The following is a 19,367-nucleotide window of genomic DNA, read 5'->3' on the forward strand; positions in this document are numbered from 1 at the left end:
TCACATCGTAATATTCTAAAATATCATCATCTTCACCGCACTAAATAGAAAAGAACTTGGCTTACTGGAAAGCTTTGTAAAAGAAATTGATTCGGAAGCTTTCATTGCAACTTTGAACACCAATGATGTGTATGGGCATGGTTTTAAACCCATACAATAACTTCTCATGATATAACACGCCCTGACATAAACAACTTATCTATATCATATAGATAGCTACCGGGACATGTCAAATAAAGACCAGACTGGCTTTAATGAATAGAATAACAAAAGTATACAAAACAGACCAACTGTAGTAGTTGGCCTGTTTTTGTTTAATCATTTTTAAGTTTGATAGAAAAACTATTTTTTTATTTATATCATAATTGACCTAACACCACACTGACAATAATATTACACTAGAAAGGGGTGTTATTAATATCAGAAGGTCTAATAAAACCTGTAATTACAGTTTCATCATTTCTTAAGAAATTAAAATGTACAAATCCAGAATCAATAGATAAAATCTCTATTATATCACCTTTTGACAGATATTCATTTGTTTTCTCTTTCTGGTCATTATAAATTAAAGCATTACTAGATATTATTTCTCGGATATCAATTTCTAAAAATTCCAAAATATAATTTCTTTTATCATATTTAGATTGTTGATATAACCATGATAAAACTAATTTAGGTAATCTATCGAGTTTCTTATATCTATTGTAGAATAATATCAAGTAGTCATCATCATCTTCACCTTCATATCCTTTTCCTATTTCATAATAATTACCTAAACTACTGCTCATTTCCTCCATAGAGTTCTCAATACTTTGCACATAATACCGACCTGGTGTCGATAATTTACCATTTGCTTTTATTGACTCATCTTCGTCTTCATTTGAAAACCAAAAATTCTTAACATATACTCCACATTTTGAATTTAACTTAAACTTCAATAATTTATCGTTGTTATAGATTAAATATCGTTTACTAATATCAGACATAGGTTCCTTTACTCTAGAAACTCCTTTCCAAATACCTTTAAATTCTTCCTGTGAGTGTATCTCTGATTGTGCTATTAAATTATAACTCAAAAATAAAAACAGATATACTAATACATTTCTCATTATTCAGTTGGGTTTAATTGTTTATAAACATCTTTGCTTTTACTGACTCTTTCATCGTAGCCATTTATTTCATCAGTACCCCCCCATACCGCAAGTCTGTGACTTGTGGTTTCTATACTAGCGAAACTTCTATTAAGCCTTTTCCATCGGCGTAATCTATTGCACTGCTATATTTGTAGTGATGTGACTCAATCACGATACCTTCTTCAACAGGATTATTGTGCAAATAATTCAGTTTTTGATCTATCATTTTAGTATCGCTTAATTCAATTGGCTTATTATTTTGTTGCCAAAATTGAAAGTTCATATTGTTTCCATTCTTCTTCCCTGCACGCTCAAAAATCCACAACATCCATTCCCTTCTACTTTCCCGTGGGTTTTCTCGAATGGCTTGTACAATGGCTTTAGATGTGTATTTTTTAAGATCACGAACAATATTCTGCATGGGCTCCTGCTTTGTTCCAATAATCAAATGAACATGACTTGTCATTATTACCCATCCATAAATCACCAAACCTTGTTTTCAACACAATAATTTATGCTTTCGACAAGTATATCTTTGTATTCTGACCGAACAAAAACATCTATCCAATGTACTGTTGCAAAGCTAAGAAAGTACAGGCCTTCTTTGTTATGAAACTTATATTTTCGACTCAAAACCTTTTGCTTTTTATTCTCTCTAAAATAAACAATATATTGAAATTATGAAGAATAAAATCATATGTTGACTATTATAATCAACCTACAGCTTGGTTCTTCTTCTGCTACACAGAATACGAGCTACAAGCTCGCACTAGCGGGGGTCTCTATCCCTTTCTTCTTTAAATATTTTTGAATTTTAATTGGAAGCTCGTCCACCTTCAGGTAAATCGCAATTTGCTGAGAGTTACTATAATAAATATTCATCATGGTTTCATCTCCTTCTTTATAAATTTCCACTTCACCACATTCACTCTCAAAACTTTCCCCTTCTTCAAGATCTTCTGGATCAATTTCAAAATAATATTTACCACTTTGCTTTAAACTATCAATACTTGGAAGGTCATATTTACTATAAAAACCATAAAGATTAGCCGATATTGTTATTCCTCCCTCCGGGTAACCAGCACTAGTATAATCAGTCACATCATATACTTTATTATCGTTGTAAACTAAATAAATATAATCCTCAGATGTAGACTGCCAAATAGTATTAGCTAGTTTATTTTCATCAGCCTGACCATATACATCACATATAACGAACACCAATATAATTATTACTAAATATTTCATTTTAATAATTCTATTAAACTATCAACACATTCAACAAGAAATCATAACCAATACAAACCTAATAAAAGTTATGAAAATACACAAAATACAATATAGTTGCATTAAGAATTACTCATTCATGTCTATATTGAGTTGTATTCGTGAATCGCTTCGCTTATTTGCAGTGGAAACCCCACAGGATGGTTTGAGGTACGAAAGCCATACGAGGAGTTGTAGCGAAAAGCCTGCCCCGAAGGGAACGCCCAGGAAACTTTTACAACCACCTCCCCCCTCGCATACTCGGGTACTCCTCCTGCCCTTCGACTCCGCTCTGGGACCAAGAGGGGAAACTAAAAGTGTAAATGCACAAAAAGCCCCGACAAGTTCGAGAACCTATCGGGGCTAATACTATATAGTGTGGTTTGCTATTAGATCTTAGCGTTTACCATAGCTACAATTTCGTTTTCAAGAGCTTGTGCCTTATCAACAATGGCTTGTCCTTTAGCGATGATGTCAGCAGCCCAAGCCTTGTCAGTTAGGTCAGCAGCATTGATCTTCACATTCATGAAAGCACCAATAACACCTGAACGAGCAGCTAATGCACCAACACCCGCATCAGTTACTGAGTTAGGGTTTCCGATTTCAGCCATAGCCTTAGCAACGTCCATAGAACCTAAGCAAAGCTCCATCGTTTGGAAAGGAACCATAGTTGCAAACTTGGTTGCTTCTTCCATTGCCTCAGCACGAGCAGCTTTCTCCTCCTCAGTTTTCTTAGGCATACGAACAGCATCCATAATTTTGTTGAAAGCATTGGTATCTTCGTCAACCAACCAATTCAACTTTGTATGGTACTCTTTACCTTTCTCAGCCCAATCAGAGAACTCTTCCCAACGGTCGTCCCATCCTGGCTTGTGAGCAGAAAGGTTAGCAACCATTGAACCCAAAGCAGCACCCATGGCACCCATATAAGCAGAGATAGATCCTCCACCCGGAGCCATCGATTCAGAAGCAGTTTCTTCAACAAATGCCGTTAAGCTCATGTCAACCAATTTCTTTGCTCCTTTTTTAGCTTCGTTCTCAAGAATATACTCGATAATTTTCTTATCCGGATCGAATGGGTAAAGCTCATCTAAACCTAGTGACTTAACCGCAATCTTGATGATTTCGCGATCAGCAATACCTGTAGAACGACCTTGCATGCGAAGGTAATGCTTCCCTGCATCCAACATTGCTTTCAATGGCACAACACCAACCAACTCTGATCCCGTTACACGGATACCACGAGCTTGCGCCTTAGCACAAACTTCATCAAAAGCCTGGTGGATTGAAGTGATCGAGATATCCGTCATGTTCATTGAGATCTGAGCAACGCCAAATTCTTCAATAAACCAACCAATCGCCTTAGTCGCTTTCAATGTACCTGGAATCATTACTGGATTTCCATTCTCATCCTTCACGATTTTTCCAGTTGAAGGATTTCCTTCACGCTTGGTACGACCTCTTTCACGCACGTCGAATGCAATAGCATTAGCACGACGAGTAGAAGTTGTGTTTAGGTTAAAGTTGTAAGCTACCAGGAAGTTACGAGCACTTACTGCAGTCACACCCGACTTAGCAACAGCCTCAGTAAACTCAGCAGGACCAAAATCTGGTTTCCAACGTTCAGTTCCAATACGATCTTTTACAGCTTCGTACTCCCCTGCACGACATGTAGCAAGGTTTTTACGCTCTTCGATACGTGCAGCATTCTCGTAGCAATAAACAGGAATACCTAACTCTGTACCAATACGCTCAGCTAATTTATGTGCTAATTTCACAGTCTCTTCCATAGTGATATTAGCAACTGGTACCAATGGACAAACGTCAGTTGCACCAAAACGTGGGTGAGCACCAGAATGCTTACTCATATCGATTAACTCAGCCGCTTTCTTAACAGCTTTTACAGCTGCTTCTAAAACCTCATCAGGTGTACCAACCATCGTTACAACCGTACGGTTAGTTGCTTTACCCGGATCAACATCAACAAGGCTTACCCCTTCAACAGATTCAATTTCGTTTGTAATCTGCTTAATAATATTCATGTCGTTCCCTTCAGAGAAATTAGGAACACATTCGATTAATTGTTTCATTATATTGTAATTAGTAATTATCAATGAGTAATTAATGATTAGGGACTATTACTTATCCTCAATTATTAATCGTTAATTATTATAATACCTGTCCCTTAAGGATAACCGTGTCCACTAAATTGCTACCATAAGCATAGGGCATAAATTCGATGGATGGAATTTCTTTTGTAATAAATACGTTAGCGATTTTACCACGAGCAATACTTCCCACTTCATCCTCAACGCCCATAGCGTATGCCGAATTGATAGTAGTCGCATTAATGGCTTCCTCAGGCAACATCTTGTAATTGATACAAGCCAATGACAGAATAAATTTCATATTACCCGATGGCGATGAACCCGGATTAAAATCAGAAGCCAAAGCTACTGGCAAACCAGCTTCCATCATCTTACGTACCGGAGAGCAAACCATGTTTAAGAAGAAAGCAGCTCCCGGCAAAACAGTTGGCATTGTTTCCGATCCTTTTAAAGCTTCAATTTCGGCATCTCCAACAAATTCTAGATGATCAACAGAAAGGGCATTGTACTTAACCCCTACCTGAATACCACCTGAATAATCCAGCTCATTGGCATGAATTTTTGGACGCATACCGTGTTTCATACCCGCATTCAAAATACGATCGGTTTCTTCAACGGTGAAAAAACCCTTGTCGCAGAACACATCAATATAATCAGCTAAATCCTCCGCTGCTACCAAAGGAATCATCTCATTGATTACCATATCAACATATTCGCCCTGACGTCCTCTGTAATCAGCAGGCACCGCATGAGCTCCAAGGAAACTAGACTTAATCGTAAGAGGTGTGGTTTCTTTCAATCGCTTAATCACACGCAACATCTTCAACTCATCTTCAACAGTCAGACCGTATCCTGATTTAATCTCAACAGCACCGGTTCCCAAACTGATAATCTCATGCAGACGTTCCATAGCAGATTCATACAATTCGTCTTCAGTTGCTTCGTGCATACGCTTGGCTGAATTTAAAATTCCACCTCCGCGTTTGGCAATTTCTTCATAAGACAAGCCTTTAATTTTATCGGTATATTCAATCTCACGAGATCCGGCGTAAACCAGGTGGGTATGTGAATCGCAAAAAGATGGGAAAACCATACGTCCGGTAGCATCAATTTCCTGCATCATATCAGCACCTTCCATCTCATCAAAATCAGGGATAGAAGCCATCTGTCCAAAATCTTCGATTTTCCCCTCATCTATTAATAAAAAGGCATCATCAATGCAATTAAGCTTTGCCATATCGGCACCAGCGACCCACCTTCTTGGCTCATCTTCAACCTGAACCAATCGTTTTATATTCTTAATAAGTAATTTCATACTATATCCAATTAATAACTAATGATTATCAACTCATTCATTACTGTAATGAATTGATAATTGTTAATTTAACTCCTTTGCGAAAGTAGAAAAAATGCTAGAATATTACACCTTAATACAATTAAAAATCGCAAAATTGCAAACCTTTTCGAAAACATACAAAGCTCAATTCATTATATAAATAATATTGACTGTATTCTATGGAATGTTCTTATTTTTACGGTTCGAAATTTGAAGATCGAGTTTAGAAAACGATGCTCTTTCTGATAAGTCTCAAGACTAATACCTCAAACTAAAAAATATGTTTAAGAAAGTACCTCACACTTACGTTATTGTATTTGCAATCGTGATTCTATCTGCCATTTTAACCTGGATTATTCCAGGAGGAGAATATGATCGAACCGTTGTAAATGTTAACGGCACCGACCGTTCTGTCATTGTTCAAGACTCCTATCATCAAGTGGAAAATAGTGGACAAAGCTGGGAAGTTTTTGCCTCATTTTTCAAAGGCTTTGTTGATAAGGCCGATATCATCATGTTTATCCTGATTATTGGTGGTGCCTTTTGGATTATGAATGCCAGTAAGTCAATTGATGTGGGAATCTACTCCTTTCTGGAGTTTACCAAAAAGCTCGAAAAAAACAAGTTCATTCGGAAAATAGGCGTCAACAATATTATACTGACGCTAATCATGCTCATATTCTCCATCTTTGGAGCCACCTTTGGGATGAGTGAGGAAACCATTGCCTTTACCATTATTTTTGTTCCGATGGCCATTAAAATGGGCTATGATTCTATTGTTGGGGTTGCCATCTGCTTTGTAGCAGCGGGGCTTGGGTTTGCTGGAGCACTCCTAAATCCATTTACAATTGGTATTGCGCAGGGTTTATCAAACCTACCCTTATTCTCGGGTATTGAATACCGCTTTTTCTGCTGGTTTGTAATTAATATTATCGGGTTCACGTTCATCCTGCGTTATGCAGCAAAAGTTCGTAAAAACCCCGAAAAATCATTGGTTTATACCGATGACAATTACTGGAGAAAACATCACGACTCAGATGTTGAAAATATTGAATTTTACACCCCGATTTCAGCATGGATAAGCTATATCATTATACTAGCTGCAATGATTGGTTTCTCATTCTATTACCCACAAAGCACCTTAAAAATCGGTAATGCCGAAACCACAACTTACGTACTGCCAATTGTAACCGCATTATTTGCTTTATTAGGCTTTGTGTCATTGCGTAAATCAGTTCATTTCTTTATTCTGAACCTTTTACTTTTCACAATCATTTTTCTGATTGTAGGTGTTATGGGGTACGGTTGGTACATCATGGAGATTGCAACCTTGTTCTTTGCCATGGGAATTTTCTCGGGTATTGCCTACAATAAATCGGCTAACGACATCACCAAACTTTTCCTTGAAGGTGTTAGCGATATTCTATCTGCAGCACTTATTGTTGGTCTAGCTGGTGGGATTCTGATTGTTTTGGAAGAAGGTCAAATCATTGATTCTATCCTGTTCTATATCTCAAAATCGATGAATGATTTTGGTAAAATCGCTTCGGTTGGCATGATGTATTTTATCCAAAATGTAATTAATGTGATTATCCCTTCAGGATCAGCAAAAGCTGCTTTAACCATGCCAATGATGTCACAATTTTCAGACCTGATTGGTGTATCCCGTCAAGCAACTGTGATGGCTTTCCAGTTTGGTGATGGTTTTACCAATATGATTACGCCAACATCAGGAGTATTAATTGGGGTGCTTGGTGTAGCTAAAATTCCTTACGACAAGTGGGTGAAGTGGATAGGAGGCTTTATGGCCATTCTTATCTTATTAGGATTCCTTCTCCTTATTCCAACAGTAACCATGGAGTTGAATGGGTTTTAAATAAAAATATAAAAAGACCGCTTCAAACAGAGCTTGAAGCGGTCTTAGTTTTTTGCTCTTTTACTTAAAATCTAACTAAATTAATTCCTTGTAAATAAGAAATTATAGGTTCCAAATGAACCTTCATCGACTGTGATTTTGAATTGCATTTCAAAAGATCCGTCACATGATTTAAACAAACCTCCACCAGGGCCATAATAATAATTCGTGTATGCTCCCCAAGGTGCAGTTGGACCTAAAACTGATTTAACAACACCAACCTTAAATGAATTAGGGTCAATATTAAGTTCCAATTTATTATCATTTGCAGCCCCACCTTCCATTTCAAAAATACCAGTTACAAATATCTTATATGGATCATCTGGATCTGCGGTAAAAGTCACATCACCAACAACTTCCCAATCTTCTGAAACAACGTGATAACTACCTACTGCCATTGCTGGATCAAACTCACATGTTACGAACACATTTAAGGCAGCAGTTGATCGTGATGAAGCCCCATTAGAGGTCGTTACAACATGAAAAAGAAATGAATCATCAATTGCAACATCACTCGCATTAATTCCAAGAATTGAAATCACTTCAAGAGCTTCCAGAGTTATAGTAGTCGGGAATGTTGATATTTCCTGAACAACAGCATTCTTACCTTTATAGGTCACTTGAACTTCTGCCGCATCAACAGTCATCCCTTCAGGCAAATCAACTACAAATTGAACATAGGAATTTGCTAAATCTGAAGTATAAAAAGCAGGATTCACATCTGTAATTACTGGAATTACAGCAACCCCTCTTGATCCAACTAAATTCTCATTGGTGTCGTCACATGCTACAAAAATCATTGCAAGTGCGACAATCAGACTATATAATTTGTATATTTTCATTGTTCTTATTTTTAAATTATAAAATATGAATTATCGTGAACCACCTGCCCACCAAACATTTTCAGTATAAACATATGATCCGTCACCATAAGCATCTCGAACATTTACATTGGTCGTGACATCCTCAGACCCATAAGTAAATCGCAATGGAAATTTTGTTGAGTTCAATGGGTTATCTAATTGAATGAAATTGTTGCCCATGGCTCTTAGTCTACGGATATCATTGTAAGCTTCAAAAGCTTCCTCTTCAAAAAATGCTAAATATTTCTGAACCATGATCTCTTTTAAAGTTGTAGCCTGATCTAATAAAACAGGTTCCACTTCATCAGTATAGTAATCCATAGCATCAGCTTCTGAAATATCAATATTCGTCTTTGCAAAAGCAGCAACGATTCCTGCCTCTAAAGCAATTTTTGCATTAACCAGATCATTCTTCCTTGCATATGCCTCTGCTTTTAAAAACTCAATTTCATGATAACTCATAAGGTAAGTTGGCGCTGTAATGGAACTAATTGCTGAAATACCATATTTCCCTTGCTCCTGACTCGGAGCTCCATTAGGAGCAAACTCCAAAGTTCCTCCTTCGTCATAAGGCTTGAAGAAAATAGCATCTCGAGGATCATTCCTTGCCGTTAATTTATTGTGCAAACTCGTACTCGCACCAAAATAATCTCTATCTAAAAAGAATTGCTGAAACGGACTTTTTGAGGACGTCCCATTATAATCAAATTGAGCTTGCTCAGAAGCATCAGCAAAAGAATTATTAGCAAATGTAATAACATCATCATAATTTGGAGACTTCATTGACATCCTCATCGTATACCTAGCCTTTAATCCGTAAGCGAATTTGATCCAGTTATCAATACTAGCTTCATCTCCCCCGTATATGAAATCTTGATTTCCTAAATATGGAAATGTGGATTCCTTATTAAGATTAGCAATTGCATCATCTAAAAAAGAAAAAATGTCAGTATAGATAGCTTCTTGTTTATCTATCACAGGTGTAAAAATTACACCCGGCTGAAGAGCTTCAGACCATGGAACATCACCCATAGCATCGGTTAAAATAGCTAAATTATAAGCTGATAAAATTTGAGCAATACCCAAATTATAGAAATTACCTTCCTCAGATCCTCCTTCGGAACATTTTACAATTATGTCTTGAAGATTTAGTAAATTCTGATAGATCGAATTCCATGAGTTATTATAAGTCGTACTACTCGTTGGTTCATTTGATCTAATTTCAGCATTATACATTTGATTGAAAGAACCTACATTATGCTCAATATAAACCGAAGAGTAAAATGCAAGATCACTTCCGGTTACACTGAAAGCCGAATTGGTCATTACATCAGTAATGATCAAATTTGAAGCCACATTTGCAGGATCGTTCACATTCTTGTTAATATCATCCATCAGATCTTCAGAACAAGAACTTAAAGTAATTGCAAATAAGACTATCGCAATATTATAAATATTTTTTTTCATATTGTTCATAAATTAATGGTTAGAATTTAACATCTACACTGAATCCAAAACTTGTGGTTTGAGGTAATGAAAAACGCTCAAATCCTCCAGCCATATTATTATTACCCTGAGAAGATTCTGGATCAAAATTATCCAACTCCGTCCATAGCAATATATTCCTTACAAAACCTGACAATGTTAGATCAACTTTTGGAATAATCGTTTTAGGGAAATTATATTTCAGTGATAGTTCTCTAAGCTTGATAAAAGAATTTCCATGGATGTAATATTCATCAATATTTGTCAATACATCAGAAAAAAGAACTTGTGTTGCATTAGGGTCACCTGGTCCGCCACGGGCAATATCATTTTTAGATCCATCTGCTTTATATCCTTCAAAAATAAAGGTAGATTCCCGATCTTCTGTTCTCTTTGACATTCCATATAAATCTAACAAACCATTGGATCCTGAATACATTTGGCCTCCTTCTTTCCATTCAAAAGTTGCTCCTAATGACCAGTTTTTATAAATAAAATTAGTTGAAGCCCCTACAATAAAATCAGGAGAAATAGATCCAATTACACCAGGTTCACCCGACATCGGCATACCATAATCAGACGCATTAGGATCCTCATTGACTAAAATCTGTCCTAACTCATTCTTTTTATACTGAGATCCATAAATTACAGGGTATGTATCACCAATACCGGCTCGAACCTGAGGCGTTGTAAAGCCACCTAAAAAGATACTCTCAACTCCAGTAGCTAATTTGTCAACAACATTATCAATCTTCGAATAATTAATATTAACATTCCATGTAAAATCAGATGTGACAATTGGTGTAATGTACAAAACGACTTCGTGTCCGTTTGTGTGCACCTCACCCCCATTAGCAGTCAAACTACCGGCTCCGGTAGAACCAGCTAAAGGAATATTAAAAATCTGGTCTTTTACATTCTGTCTGGAGTATGTATAATCAACTCCAAATCGATTGTTGACAAACTTTAAGTTGATACCAACTTCATAAGATTTAGTATTTTGAGGCTTAAGATTTGGATCATATAAATCATTATTAGGAATATAAGTATTTACACCATCTAATGGATAAGTAATGGGTTCATCAGTCCAGAAGCCCCCTCCATAATTTGGTTTCGTATAATAATTCTCCAAAAAGGTTCCAGCTTGTCCAACCTCAGCATAAGACCCTCTAATTTTAGCAAAAGTTATCCAATTTATACTCTTAACAAATTCAAGTTCAGAAGCTACAAATCCAAGTGATACTGATGGATAAAAGAATGAACGATTATCTCTTGGCATAGAAGAAGCGACATCGTTTCTTCCCGTCATATTTAGGAATATCATATTTTTCCATGATAGAGATAAACTACTAAATAACCCAAAAGTTCGATCCTTATATTGTGCCTCAGATGCTGTTACCGTATTAGCATTATCAATATGATTCCATCCGCCAAAATTAAACTCCTGCCCAAATTGATCATAGGTCTTTGTTTCGTTATGATTCAACTCATTACCTAAAATTGCAGTAAACTGAAGATCATCATTTATTTTCCAATCAAAACTTGCAGTTATGAGTGAGTTATAGGTCTGATCGGTTACTCCATAATTATTTATTGAACCTGATTTCCCCTTACTTCCAAAACCAAAAATATCTTGATAATGTGTTGTATAAGAATCAATACCAAGTTGGTATTTAATTCTGAAATCTAAATCAGCTGCTAATGCTGTTTCAAATGTTACAAATGCATTACCAAAGAAACGATCCGTTTTCTCATTAAATGTATTATTGTGTGCGAGCCAGTATGGGTTATCAAAAGTTAATGAGCGATAATAAATTTGACTATATGGATCACCAACCACATGATAAGGATAACCTTTAAGATTATAACTACTAGGAGCGGACAAGACCCCTGCCAACGATGCATCATTAGCACCTGATAACTTATCCACTTCTGTTTTTGCATAATTTGCAGAAAATCCAACCGTAAAATTTTCATTAAGCTTACTTTCTGCAGCTGCTTTGGCATTCCAACGTTCCATTCCTGTACTCAAAGCAATACCTTCCTGTTCTGTGTATCCAATACCAATAGAAAAGTTTCCTTTTTCTGTGGCTTGACTCACATTTATACCAGTTGTAGATGTATAACCTGTCTCGTAATAATCGTCCCAATTATTAAAAACTTTAGGTGTTACCCATGGATCAAGACCTCCCTCTTCTAATTGAGGAACTTTATACATTCCTTCATGTCCATTTCCATTTCCACCATAAGTTGGATCATTAGGAAGTTCATTAATTTTTGCTCCCCATGACAAAGAGGTTGTTGGACCATAAACACCAGCATTACCTTGGGACCAAACTTTCTGGTAATCGGGAGTTCTAGAGACAATATCAAAACTTGTCGTTTGATTTAATGATATAATTGGTTTCCCTTTTTTACCGCCCTTACCACTTTTAGTTGTGATAATTACAACCCCATTTGAAGCTCGTAGTCCATATAATGCAGCAGCTGCTTGGCCTTTAAGTACATTAATGCTTTCAATATCATTAGGATTCAGGTCCAGTGCTCTATTGGAAATATCGGCACCAGTAACACTGTTTCCAGTACTAAAAGCTGCAGTACTCGCGATAGGCATTCCATCTACCACATACAATGGCGTATTATTTCCGGTAAATGAACGTGACCCACGAATTACAATTTGTGAAGAAGCACCAGGCATACCACTGGATAATTTTATATCAATACCAGATACCTTTCCCTGAAGTGCTTTTGCCAAATCGGGAGTCCCAGTTTTTGTAAGCTCATCAGATTTCACCTCTTGGACAGAATATCCCAGAGCTTTTTTAGATCTTTTAATACCTAACGCAGTTACTATTACTTCATCTACTCCAATAGATTCTGTAACCATAACAACATTAATAACAGTTTGGTTTCCAATGGGGATTTCTTGGGAAACCATACCCACAAAACTAAATAATAAAACATCCGATGCCTTTGCTTCTAGCATATACTTTCCATCAATATCGGTACTCGCACCTACTGTTGTTCCTTTAATAACAACAGATACTCCAGGCATTCCCATGCCATCATCAGCACTTGTAACCGTACCAGTAATTTGCTTCGTTTGTGCATTAACAATTAAAGATGTTAACATGAAAACACAAACAATTAAGGTAAGTTTTTTCATAGATTAAATTTTTAGTTAATTATAAACTTGTGGTCAACAAGAAGATAATTTAACTAATAAATTCATCTTTTAAAAATTTTTAACACTTAACAATACACTCAAGCACAACTTCTTACACATAAAAAACGTAATATTAAATTAATATAAGCAAAAAAACACTTTAATTGACAATAAACATAATATATTAGTTTGCTTGTAATTATTGACATTATATCAAGAAACAATCCTACATATTATAAACACTACGACATCTTAATATCTTTTAATCATATATAAATTTGTTTTAAAATTAGAATAGGATCATCTTAAATTGAGCTAATTGATTTATATTGAGATAAATGAAATTATTTTTTTTTCTCAATTTCTCACATTTTAATAAAAAAATTAGCTCAAGATGAACTAATTCACTGTTAAAATCTTCTTTCAGAATAACAATCTCATCAAAATATTGATGAAATAAACAAGTGGAATGCAAAAATCCATACCTCTTTATAGTAATCTAGAAAATTTGACCAGGAGTTGTAATTATTTAAATCAAGGGAAAAGATATTTGCAAAAAGAGGATATTCAACCATGAATATCCCCCCTTACAATTTTATTTAATAAGAACTAGATTTCGGAAATTGCATCAACTGGGCATACTTCGGCGCAAGCTGCACAATCAATACAATCATCGGCATTGACTATAAATATATCTCCAGCTGAAATCGCATCAACGGGGCATTCATTCATACAAGAACCGCAAGCAATACATTCATCTGAAATAAAATAAGTCATAATAGAAACTTTTAATTAAACGTGTAGTAATAATTATACTAAATTTAAGACATCATTTATTTAATGTCAAGCAAAAATATCTAAACTTATTTAGATTTCATCTAGATTAATTCCTTTTTATATGGAAAGACGGTATCGCCCATAAACATATTCTTTTCAGATATTATTACCGAAAACAAATAATGCCGCTATTCGAGAATAACGGCATCAATTATGATATTAAAAATTTAGATCAGGAAATAATCCTCTTTATTACTCTCAGTTTGTGCGAATATTGTTGGGTGTCCACATTAAATATACCAATGTGATCCACATTATCTATACGAACTTTCCCCGAAGCATGTATAATTTTATGCCTATCCCAAATAATGCCCACATGCGTTATATGGCCTTCTTCATTATCAAAAAAAGCCAAATCACCAGGCAAGGCCTCTTCAACAAAAGTTAAGACCTCCCCTTTTTTCACTTGCTGGCTTGCATCACGTGGCAAACAAATCCCATTCAACTTATAGACTATCTGACTAAGACCTGAACAGTCTATCCCGTAAGGTGTGCGTCCTCCCCACAAATAAGGAGCATTGAAATATTTGAGTGCCGATTCAATAATAGAATTCCTTAAATCCTCCTGCTTTTTTCCATTTGATGATACCACACCTTGATAATGATAAAGCTTATCGGCTAAAAAGAAAGTCTTTTTCTCTAAATCGCAAAAAGGGAAAGAACTCCCCGGAACAATTAATTTGTTAGAATAATCCTCTTCCTGAAAAACCAGATTGAACGTATCGTTTGCAACAACAGGAAATTCCTTATTCAGTTTATTAAAAAGGACCTCATCAATATTAGTGATCATCTTGCTATCAACCCAACCCTCGTAATCGTCAAAGGCTAACTTAACCTTCGACCATTTTTCAGTCGCCTCAATTATTTCGAAATGCTCACCAAAAAGAATTTGACTCACCATCTCACTTTTTTCAGTGGGTTCACTTCGAACGGGAATGATACTTAAATCAGAAATGCCATAAGTCATTTGCAATACAAGTTTTAGGAACAGATTAATATTAAATTCTTTTGTTGAACGTAATTGTATCAAATATATAAATAATTCAAATCAATCTTCATCTTTTTCCTCAGAGGTTTAAGATTAGAGCAAAAAGAAACAATAAGTCCTAATTTTAAAGGATAATGATTACTTTTATCTAAACATTTTAAATCAAAATTTAGGTTTAAAACTGATTCCAATCTATAAATTATGAAAAAATACATTCGCTGGATTCGACAGAATACAAAAGTTATATACCGTGTTTTACTATTTATTATCACTCTAGGAGTCTTATCTCTAATATATCCGAATATAGGTAACTTCAGATATGAATATCAGAAAGGAAAACCATGGATGCACGAAACATTGATCGCACCATTTGACTTTGCCATTCATAAAACAGAAGCTGAGCTGGCTGCAAACAGAGACAGCCTTTTAGCTAATTTCTCCCCTTACTACGAATACAAACCTGAAGTTCTAGTTAATGTAAGCAATAAATTCAATGCTGATTTTGACAAGAAATGGAATGCTTACATTCAAACAGAGCATTTCAAAAATTTAAACTATAACGAATCAAGCACATCAATAGAAAAAAAACGTATTCGTCTCTATTTCCAAGACATTATATCAGGTATTTATGATGTCGGAATTATTGAGGCTTCAACAGACCAACTTCAAATTCCCGAAAAAATTAATCGTTCTCTGAATAATATTAGCGAAAAGATTGAAACCAAAAGCTTATACACACCTCAAACAGCCTACGAGTTTATAAACAAGAGTTTAAAAGATGATTTTAAGGATCAAAACTATCATGTTTTTTTCCAGAACTTAAATCTGGACACCTACTTAACACCGAATCTTATTTACAATGAGGATATGTCTGAGAAAGTTAGAAACAGCATGCTCAGCAGTATTTCTCTGACCAAAGGTTTAGTTAAAGCGGGGACCCGTATCACTTTAATTGGTGATATTATTGATGATGATACCTTTAGAGTTCTGGAATCTTTAAAAAGAGAATACGAGAGCATTCTGGGCTCCTCACAGAGCCATTATCTGATTATGGGAGGACAAAGTCTATTGATTTTAGCCTGTCTGATTTTGCTTTTCTTATACCTAAGGAACTTTCGAATACAGATACTGGAAGATAATAAGAAACTTCTGTTTATTTTGCTTCTGATTGTGATATTTGTCGGGCTTTCAAGCCTTGCTATGAAGTTCCCTATCATCAACATATACATCATCCCTTTTGTATTGATTCCCGTTGTTCTTAGAACGCTTCTCGATTCCAGATCGGCTCTGTTTATTTTTATTATTTCCTTGCTTTTAAATGGATTCTTAGCTCCCAATAGTTTTGAGTTTCTTTTCTTACAATTATCAGCAGGAATTATGGCTATTTACTCTTTGCCTCAACTTGAACGTAGGGGTCAACTTGTTATCACAGCCATAATTACTTTCTTCACTTATAGCATTGTTTATTTTGCTTTCGCCATTACTCAGGAGGGAAGCATTCAGGAAATTGAATGGAAGAATTTCATTTGGTTTGCCATCAACGGCCTTTTATTGACTTTCTCATATTCTCTTATTTACATTTTCGAAAAGCTTTTTGGTTTTATTTCCGATGTGACTTTAATTGAGCTCGCGAATCAAAACCACCCCGTTTTGCGCCAATTGATTCAGCATGCACCCGGAACTTTTCAACATTCCCTAACCGTAGCCAATTTAGCTGAGGCTGCAATTAACGAAATCGGTGGTAATCCCCTTTTGGTGAGAACCGGGGCTCTTTATCATGATATTGGGAAAATGAAAAACCCGGTATATTTCATTGAAAATCAAATGACCAATAGGAATCCTCATGATAGTCTGGAATTTGACAAATCGGCACAAGTCATTACCGACCATGTTAAATATGGTATACAAATCGCAAAGAAACACAAATTACCACAACAAATTATCGATTTCATTCAAACTCATCATGGTGCAGGACGTGTGCAGTATTTCTATACCTCTTTCAAAAATAAATATCCCGATAAGGAGATTGATGAAGAAAAGTTCACTTACCCCGGACCAGATCCATTTTCAAAGGAAACAGCTGTGCTAATGATGGCTGACTCCGTAGAAGCAGCGTCAAGAAGTCTGAAAGAAAAAACACCTGAAAGTATCGAAAATTTGGTTATCAGTCTTATTGACAAACAGATTTCTGAAAATCGTTTTGAAATGGCAGATATTAGTTTTAAAAATATTCACCAAGTCAAAAAGATATTCATCCAAATGCTAATTAATATTTATCACGCCAGAATAGAATATCCTAAAGAGATAATCCGAGACTAAACAAAAAACTTGACTGAAAGCTATCAGTCAAGTTTTTTTTTAGCATAAACGAAAATAAAATTTTTAATATGTCTCCTTTTACTCATCCGTTAATTAACAATGAGTCCTAAAAAATTTTCTTGTAATTAATAGAAACAATCCTTAACTTAGAAATTAAACAATTCATTATTATTTGTTTGCAAAGAATAATTACTAACAGAAATCGAATAATTTTCTAACGCCAAACTCTCACTATTATGAAACGTTATACCCTTTATTGCCTAAGTTTCTTCATGCTTCTTTTATCTTTCAGTGCCTGTCAATCCCCAAAAAAAGAAGTAAAAACCACAAAAGACACAGTCATGCAACGTAAGTTGGCTAATTATGCTAAAGTTAAGCTAAATGCTGATTTAAGCAGCTTATCTGAAGGGCATGTCAAACTGCTCTCTCACCTCTTAAAAGCTGCAGATGCCATTGATGAATTATACTGGAAACAAGCTTATGGTGATAAAAATGCGCTTCTAAATAAAATTGGTAATGATCCTGATATGAAAGCATACGCCATGATTAATTATGGTCCCTGGGATAGATTAGATGGTAACGCTCCTTTCACTGACGATTTCCCTCCTCGCCCACTTGGTATCGGTTTTTTCCCAAGTGACATCAACCAAAATGATTTCTTTGCAATCCCTGGAAATGAAAAATTTGAGCCATTAACAATTGTAAAAAAAGATGCACAAGGAAATCTGAAAGTTGTGCCTTATCACAAAGCCTATAAAGATCAAATAAGTAAAGCTGTTGATCATATTCGTAAAGGTGCCGAGTTTTGTGACTGTCCTGATTTTAAAAAATATTTATTGCAGCGTGCAGAAGATTTATTAACCGATAACTTTGAAAAAAGTGACGCACTTTGGTTGAATTTGAAAGATAATAAAATTGACTTTATTGCTGGGCCTATTGAAAATATCGAAGATCATTTGATCTGGACAAAATACTCTTATGGCGCCTTCATTTTATTAAGAAATATGGAATGGACAGATGAAGTTAAAAAATTCTCCCTACTTCTTCCATACTTGCAAAAGAACTTACCTGTAGAAGATAAGTACAAGTCTGAAACACCTGTAGAAAATTCAGATATTGTGATTTACGATGTATTGTACAATTCAGGTTATTGCAATGCAGGGAATAAACTAATTGGGTTGAATCTTCCAATTGGAACTGAACGTGTGGTCGCCCATTCCAGAAAAGTTCACTTCAAGAATGTTGTTGAAGCAAAATTCCAAAAAATCCTGCAACCTATTACTAATCTTGTCATCGATGAGAAACAAAGAAAACATGTCAAGTTTAACTCTTTCTTCCAAAATACAATCTTTTATGAGATCAGTAACAGTCTTGGAATTTCACAAACAATAAATAATAAGGGAAGCGTTAAAGACGCACTTAAGGAACATCACGCAATTATTCGCGAACTTAAAAATGATGTACTGAGAATGTTCTTCATTACCAAATTGCACGAAATGAATGAACTTAAAGATGTTGATCTGATGGATAACTATGTAACACATATGGCCGACGTTTTCCGTTCAGTCCGATTTGGGGTTACAGATGCACAGGGGGTTGCGAATATGATTCGTTTCAATTATTTCAAAGAGCAAGAAGCTTTTAAATACGACTCAAAAACCGGAACATATAAAATTAACGATTATAAAATGAAGAAAGCAATTGAGTCACTATCCAAATTAGTTTTAGAGATTCAGGGAAATGGCGATTATGAAAAAGCTGCTGAATTAATTCAGGATAAAGGTTATATTCATAACGAACTTCTTAACGACTTATATCGCATTCAAAGAGCTCACATTCCTAAGGATATAGTTTACGATCAAGGTGATCAACTTGCTATGGAATAAAGGAAAATCGTTCATAGAAAAACAAAAGCTTGTCAACATCGACAAGCTTTTGTTTTTTATGATTT

Annotated in this window: 14 protein-coding genes; 4 read left to right on the forward strand and 10 right to left on the reverse strand. The window is 35.4% G+C overall.

From position 1 onward, the window contains the following. Nucleotides 1-28 precede the first annotated feature (28 nt). The gene (locus EV201_RS16620; protein ID WP_423190935.1) at nt 29-160 is read left to right on the forward strand and encodes a DUF2179 domain-containing protein; all 132 of its coding nucleotides are present in this window, start codon (nt 29-31) and stop codon (nt 158-160) included. A 238-nt stretch (nt 161-398) separates the two neighbouring features. Here EV201_RS16620 and EV201_RS05925 read toward each other — a convergent pair whose 3' ends face one another. The 5 genes from EV201_RS05925 to hutI all read right to left on the reverse strand — a co-directional run bounded on the left by EV201_RS05925 (nt 399) and on the right by hutI (nt 5,822). Next, a complete protein-coding gene (locus EV201_RS05925) occupies nt 399-1,109 on the reverse strand; it encodes a hypothetical protein (protein WP_130306547.1) in 711 nt (236 codons plus the stop codon). 112 nt (nt 1,110-1,221) lie between these two features. Continuing rightward, nucleotides 1,222-1,599: a hypothetical protein gene (locus tag EV201_RS05930; RefSeq protein WP_207224402.1), complete on the reverse strand. Its 378-nt coding sequence runs from the start codon at nt 1,597-1,599 to the stop codon at nt 1,222-1,224. A 290-nt stretch (nt 1,600-1,889) separates the two neighbouring features. Further along, nucleotides 1,890-2,381, reverse strand: coding sequence for a hypothetical protein (locus tag EV201_RS05935; RefSeq protein ID WP_130306549.1), 492 nt, complete (start codon nt 2,379-2,381; stop codon nt 1,890-1,892). Between the two features lie 407 nt (nt 2,382-2,788). Continuing rightward, nucleotides 2,789-4,489, reverse strand: a complete 1,701-nt coding sequence (gene ftcD / locus EV201_RS05940) for a glutamate formimidoyltransferase (protein WP_130306551.1) — start codon at nt 4,487-4,489, stop codon at nt 2,789-2,791. A gap of 79 nt (nt 4,490-4,568) precedes the next feature. Beyond that, nucleotides 4,569-5,822, reverse strand: coding sequence for an imidazolonepropionase (gene hutI / locus EV201_RS05945; protein WP_130306553.1), 1,254 nt, complete (start codon nt 5,820-5,822; stop codon nt 4,569-4,571). 301 nt (nt 5,823-6,123) lie between these two features. Here hutI and EV201_RS05950 point away from each other — a divergent pair, with 301 nt between their 5' ends. Next, a complete protein-coding gene (locus tag EV201_RS05950; RefSeq protein ID WP_130306555.1) occupies nt 6,124-7,719 on the forward strand; it encodes a YfcC family protein in 1,596 nt (531 codons plus the stop codon). Nucleotides 7,720-7,799: 80 nt separating this feature from the next. Here the strand turns inward: EV201_RS05950 and EV201_RS05955 are convergent, their stop codons facing one another. The 5 genes from EV201_RS05955 to EV201_RS05975 form a co-directional block, all read right to left on the reverse strand. Further along, on the reverse strand, nt 7,800-8,600 hold the full coding sequence (locus EV201_RS05955; protein WP_130306557.1) for a hypothetical protein: 801 nt from the start codon (nt 8,598-8,600) through the stop codon (nt 7,800-7,802). 30 nt (nt 8,601-8,630) lie between these two features. Then, entirely contained in the window at nt 8,631-10,088 is a 1,458-nt protein-coding gene (locus EV201_RS05960; protein ID WP_130306559.1) for a SusD/RagB family nutrient-binding outer membrane lipoprotein, read from the reverse strand. A 19-nt stretch (nt 10,089-10,107) separates the two neighbouring features. Beyond that, complete coding sequence (locus tag EV201_RS05965) at nt 10,108-13,272, reverse strand: SusC/RagA family TonB-linked outer membrane protein (protein ID WP_130306561.1); 3,165 nt, start codon at nt 13,270-13,272, stop codon at nt 10,108-10,110. 609 nt (nt 13,273-13,881) lie between these two features. Continuing rightward, nucleotides 13,882-14,049 carry a DUF362 domain-containing protein gene (locus EV201_RS05970; protein WP_130306563.1) on the reverse strand — a complete coding sequence of 56 codons (168 nt, stop codon included), beginning with the start codon at nt 14,047-14,049 and terminating at the stop codon, nt 13,882-13,884. Nucleotides 14,050-14,281: 232 nt separating this feature from the next. Further along, nucleotides 14,282-15,139, reverse strand: coding sequence for a C40 family peptidase (locus tag EV201_RS05975; protein WP_242610461.1), 858 nt, complete (start codon nt 15,137-15,139; stop codon nt 14,282-14,284). Nucleotides 15,140-15,298: 159 nt separating this feature from the next. Here EV201_RS05975 and EV201_RS05980 point away from each other — a divergent pair, with 159 nt between their 5' ends. Together EV201_RS05980 and EV201_RS05985 are read left to right on the forward strand one after the other, a co-directional pair. After that, a complete protein-coding gene (locus EV201_RS05980) occupies nt 15,299-17,416 on the forward strand; it encodes an HD family phosphohydrolase (protein ID WP_130306565.1) in 2,118 nt (705 codons plus the stop codon). 236 nt (nt 17,417-17,652) lie between these two features. Then, a complete protein-coding gene (locus EV201_RS05985) occupies nt 17,653-19,302 on the forward strand; it encodes a Zn-dependent hydrolase (protein WP_130306567.1) in 1,650 nt (549 codons plus the stop codon). Nucleotides 19,303-19,367 lie beyond the last annotated feature (65 nt).

This window comes from Ancylomarina subtilis (genome assembly GCF_004217115.1).
GTDB classification, from domain to species: Bacteria; Bacteroidota; Bacteroidia; order Bacteroidales; family Marinifilaceae; genus Ancylomarina; species Ancylomarina subtilis.

Bases quoted from the DNA above. Each gene is read 5' to 3' on its own strand.
- EV201_RS05925 (WP_130306547.1), bottom strand. From the start codon at position 1,109: ATGAGAAATGTATTAGTATATCTGTTTTTATTTTTGAGTTATAATTTA.
- EV201_RS05930 (WP_207224402.1), bottom strand. From the start codon at position 1,599: ATGACAAGTCATGTTCATTTGATTATTGGAACAAAGCAGGAGCCCATG.
- EV201_RS05935 (WP_130306549.1), bottom strand. From the start codon at position 2,381: ATGAAATATTTAGTAATAATTATATTGGTGTTCGTTATATGTGATGTA.
- ftcD (WP_130306551.1), bottom strand. From the start codon at position 4,489: ATGAAACAATTAATCGAATGTGTTCCTAATTTCTCTGAAGGGAACGAC.
- hutI (WP_130306553.1), bottom strand. From the start codon at position 5,822: ATGAAATTACTTATTAAGAATATAAAACGATTGGTTCAGGTTGAAGAT.
- EV201_RS05950 (WP_130306555.1), top strand. From the start codon at position 6,124: ATGTTTAAGAAAGTACCTCACACTTACGTTATTGTATTTGCAATCGTG.
- EV201_RS05955 (WP_130306557.1), bottom strand. From the start codon at position 8,600: ATGAAAATATACAAATTATATAGTCTGATTGTCGCACTTGCAATGATT.
- EV201_RS05960 (WP_130306559.1), bottom strand. From the start codon at position 10,088: ATGAAAAAAAATATTTATAATATTGCGATAGTCTTATTTGCAATTACT.
- EV201_RS05965 (WP_130306561.1), bottom strand. From the start codon at position 13,272: ATGAAAAAACTTACCTTAATTGTTTGTGTTTTCATGTTAACATCTTTA.
- EV201_RS05970 (WP_130306563.1), bottom strand. From the start codon at position 14,049: ATGACTTATTTTATTTCAGATGAATGTATTGCTTGCGGTTCTTGTATG.
- EV201_RS05980 (WP_130306565.1), top strand. From the start codon at position 15,299: ATGAAAAAATACATTCGCTGGATTCGACAGAATACAAAAGTTATATAC.
- EV201_RS05985 (WP_130306567.1), top strand. From the start codon at position 17,653: ATGAAACGTTATACCCTTTATTGCCTAAGTTTCTTCATGCTTCTTTTA.